The sequence below is a fragment of the Amycolatopsis pittospori genome (assembly GCF_013870525.1).
Lineage (GTDB): Bacteria > Actinomycetota > Actinomycetes > Mycobacteriales > Pseudonocardiaceae > Amycolatopsis > Amycolatopsis pittospori.
The window spans coordinates 1-3,728 of the sequence record NZ_JACBXD010000186.1 but is presented as its reverse complement, the minus strand read 5'-3'; the positions used below and the strand labels follow the sequence as shown (position 1 = coordinate 3,728).

3 protein-coding genes and 1 pseudogene are annotated in these 3,728 nt (G+C 68.5%); all 4 read right to left on the bottom strand.

Annotation, left to right across the window (positions count from 1 at the left end):
• A partial coding sequence (locus H5J31_RS39500) for a solute symporter family protein (RefSeq protein ID WP_181777765.1) occupies positions 1–1,377 on the bottom strand: 1,377 nt, incomplete at its 3' end.
• Entirely contained in the window at positions 1,374–1,715 is a 342-nt protein-coding gene (locus H5J31_RS39495) for a DUF485 domain-containing protein (protein WP_181777764.1), read from the bottom strand. The genes H5J31_RS39495 and H5J31_RS39500, both read right to left, overlap by 4 nt.
• 67 nt (positions 1,716–1,782) lie before the next feature.
• Positions 1,783–3,516 (bottom strand): sodium/solute symporter, encoded by a 1,734-nt coding sequence (locus H5J31_RS39490; protein WP_181777763.1) that lies wholly within the window; start codon positions 3,514–3,516, stop codon positions 1,783–1,785.
• A pseudogene (locus H5J31_RS39485) lies at positions 3,516–3,728 on the bottom strand (hypothetical protein); the annotation flags it as partial. The gene H5J31_RS39490 and the pseudogene H5J31_RS39485, both read right to left, overlap by 1 nt.

Below are 3,728 nucleotides of genomic sequence, written 5' to 3'. Positions count from 1 at the left end.
CACGATGCAGACCGCGAGACCGCCGTAGATGCTCCACAACGCGCCTTGGGTGTTGAACCGCTTCCAGAACAGTGAGTACAGGATCGTCGGCAGGTTCGCCGACGCCGCCACCGCGAACGCGAGCGCCACCAGGAACGCGATGTTCTGCCCGTTGGCGAGGATGCCGCCGAGGATCGCGACCGCGCCGATCACCAGCGCGGTGATCCGGGCGACCTTCACCTCCGAGGCCGGTGTCGCCTTGCCCTTCTTGATCACGTTGGCGTAGACGTCGTGCGCGAACGACGCCGACGCCGTGATCGTGAGGCCCGCGACCACAGCGAGGATCGTCGCGAAGGCGATCGCCGCGATCAGGCCGAGCAGGATCGGCCCGCCGAGTTCCAGCGCCAGCAGCGGTGCCGCCGAGTTCACGCCACCCGGGGCGGCCTTGATCTTGTCCGCGCCGACCAGCGCGCCGGCGCCGTAACCGAGCACCAGGGTGAACAGGTAGAAGACGCCGATCAGGCCGATCGCCCACACCACCGAACGACGTGCTTCCTTCGCCGTCGGCACCGTGTAGAAGCGCATCAGGACGTGGGGCAGACCCGCGGTGCCCAGCACCAGCGCGATGCCGAGGGAGAAGAAGTCGAGTTTGGTGGTGCCGGTCTTGCCGTACTGGTTGCCCGGCCCGAGCAGCGCTTCACCGGCACCGCCGACCTTGTCCACGGCACCCTGCAGCAGCGCGGAAAGGTTGAAGCCGTACAGGGCGAGCACCCACAGCGTCATCGCCAGCGCGCCGACGATCAGCAGCGCCGCCTTGATGATCTGCACCCAGGTGGTGCCCTTCATCCCGCCGATGAGCACGTAGGCGATCATGATGATGCCGACGATCACGATGATCGCGGCCTGCCCGCCCTTGCTCTCGATCCCGAGCAGCAGCGCGACGAGACCACCGGCACCGGCCATCTGCGCCAGCAGGTAGAAGAACGAGACGGCCAGGGTCGACGTCGCCGCGGCGGCGCGGACCGGCCGCTGCTTCATCCGGAAGGCCAGCACGTCGCCCATGGTGAACTTGCCGGTGTTGCGCAGCAGTTCCGCGACCAGCAGCAGCGCGACCAGCCAGGCGACCAGGAATCCGATGGAGTAGAGGAAACCGTCGTATCCGTAGATGGCGATGGCGCCCGCGATCCCGAGGAACGACGCGGCCGAGAGGTAGTCGCCCGCGATGGCGACGCCGTTCTGCGGACCGGTGAACGCGCGGCCCGCGGCGTAGTAGTCCGACGCCGTCTTCGTGTTCCGGCTGGCCCGGAAGACGACGAACAGCGTGACCACCACGAACAGGCCGAAGATGGTGATGTTGAGTGCGGGGCTGCTGCCCTCGACTCCGGCGGCGAGGGTCATTTGGTCTCACTCTCGATGTCCGTGCGGATCTTCTCCGCGATGGGGTCGAGTTTCTTGTTCGCGTAGCGGACGTAGAGCCCGGTGATCACGAAGGTCGAAACGAACTGCAGCAGACCGAAGACGAGGCCCACGTTGATGTTGCCGACCAGCTTCGTGCTCATGAAGCCGTGCGCGTAGTCGGCGAGCAGCACGTAGAGCAGGTACCAGACGAGGAACAGCGCCGACACCGGGAACACGAACCGGCGCAGCCGCGAACGCAGCTCTTTGAACTCGGGGCTGTCGTGGGCTTTGTCCCAGTCCGTCTCAGACGGCCCGGAAACGTCCGTTTCGGTGCTCATGGCGCTCTCCTTGACCCGCGAATGTGTTCCGCGCCACGTTAGGGAGAGGGGTCGGGGACGGGAACCTTCAGCGGTTCGAACGCCTGCCGAGACGACGAACGGTCGACGAACGGTAGGGGAACCCGGACGAAGGGGATTCGGCCGTGCGATCGTCCAAATGCAGCCGCAACATGGCGGCCGTCGACCAGGAAGGAGGCCTACCCCGTAAGGAAACCACGATCATTACGCCGAATGCCAGCGGAACCGACCACGGGGCGGGCTGCGACACCAGGATGGCGGGCAGCCCGGTCAGCGCGGGGCCGAACAATGCCACCAGGATCGAGCCCGAAGACGCGACGAGTCCGGTGAGGACACCGCTGATCGCGCCGGCCGCGGTGAGCCGGTTCCACCAGATGCCGAGGACCAGCAACGGGCAGAACGTCGACGCGGCCACGGTGAAGCCCCAGGTGACGAGCACGCCCGCGTCCAATCTCGCCGACGGCAGCGCGAGCAGGACCATCACCGCCGCCGCGCCGAGCACCGACCACCGCAGTCTCCGCAGGCCGCCGGGCGCCAGGTCGTGCGCGATCGCGCCGGAGATCACCAGCAGCAGACCGAGCGACGTCGCCAGGAACGCGGCGAACGCGCCCGCCGTGAGCAGACCGGTGAACAGGGAACCCGCCCAGCCGTCGTCGACCTGCGCCGGCAGCGCGACGACGACGGTGTCCGTCGCGCCGGAGACGTACAGTTCGGGCACCAGCACGCGGCCGAGGACGCCGTAAACCCCTGGGAACAGGTAGAAAACGCCGAGCAGGGCGACGGTGATCGCCGCCGTGCGGCGGGCGGCGCGGCCGTCCGGGCTGGTGTGGAAGCGCATCAGGACGTGCGGCAACCCCATCGTGCCGAGCATGGTGGCGATCAGGATCGCCCAGGTCCCGAGCAGCGGATAGCCGTGGTCACCGAGGTCGAGCAGCGGCCGTTGCCAGTCCGGGCCGCCCAGCGGGGCGCCGCCCCGGACAGCGGGAACCGGTGCGCCCTCGGCGAATTCCAGCACCTGACCGCTCTTGGCGATCAGCTCTCCCGGCGGCACGACGCGCTTCTCGGGTGTGAGCAACGTGGTCGGCTCGCGCAGCGTCAGCGTCACGTCGATCTCGAACGACAGCCGGGTGTCACGCGCGAAGTGGGTGAATTCCACCGGGTGCACCGAATCCGAACGTTCCTCGGGGGTGACCTGGGAGACCAGCCAGATCGCGGGAACGAGGAACAGCACCAGTTTCAGCACGAACTGGAACGCCTGGACGTAGGTCGCGGCGCGCATCCCGCCGAGGGCCAGCGTCGCGCTGACGGCGGTGCCCGCGATGACGACGCCGACCCAGTACGGCGTCCCGCCGACCGCCGTGAGGACGAGCCCCGCGGTGCGGAATTGCGGTACCAGGTAAAGGGTTCCGATGACCAGGACGACGACGGCGGCGAGACGGCGCAGCCCGGGTGACGCGAGGCGGGCTTCGGCGAAGTCCGGGACGGTGAGCGCGCCGGAGCGCCGCATAGGCGCCGCGACGAGCACCAGCATCGCGATGTAGCCCGCGGTGAACCCGACCGGGTACCAGAGCGCGCCGATCCCGTCCTTCACCACCAGCCCGGCGACCCCGAGGAACGACGCCGCCGACAGGTACTCTCCGGAGACCGCCGCGGAGTTGACCAGCGGGGAGATCCGGCGTGAGGCGACGAGGAAGTCCGACGTCGTGCGCATGGCGGCGACGCCACGCAGACCGATCAGCAGGGTGACCAGCACGACCGGGGCCACCGCGAGCGCCGTGACCACTAGTCGTCCTCGATCTTTTCCGCCCGGCGGAGCTGCCACCACGACAGCAGCGCCATCGCCGGATACGGCAGGATCACGATCATCAGCCAGGACAGCGGGATTCCGAGCAGCCGCACCGAATCCAGTCCGGGGAAGACCGAGAACACCAGCGGGAGCCCGAACACCAGTCCGAACATCCCGGCCAGCGCGGGGAGCCCGCGACGGCGCTGGGA

Bases quoted from the DNA above. Each gene is read 5' to 3' on its own strand.
- H5J31_RS39495 (WP_181777764.1), bottom strand. From the start codon at position 1,715: ATGAGCACCGAAACGGACGTTTCCGGGCCGTCTGAGACGGACTGGGAC.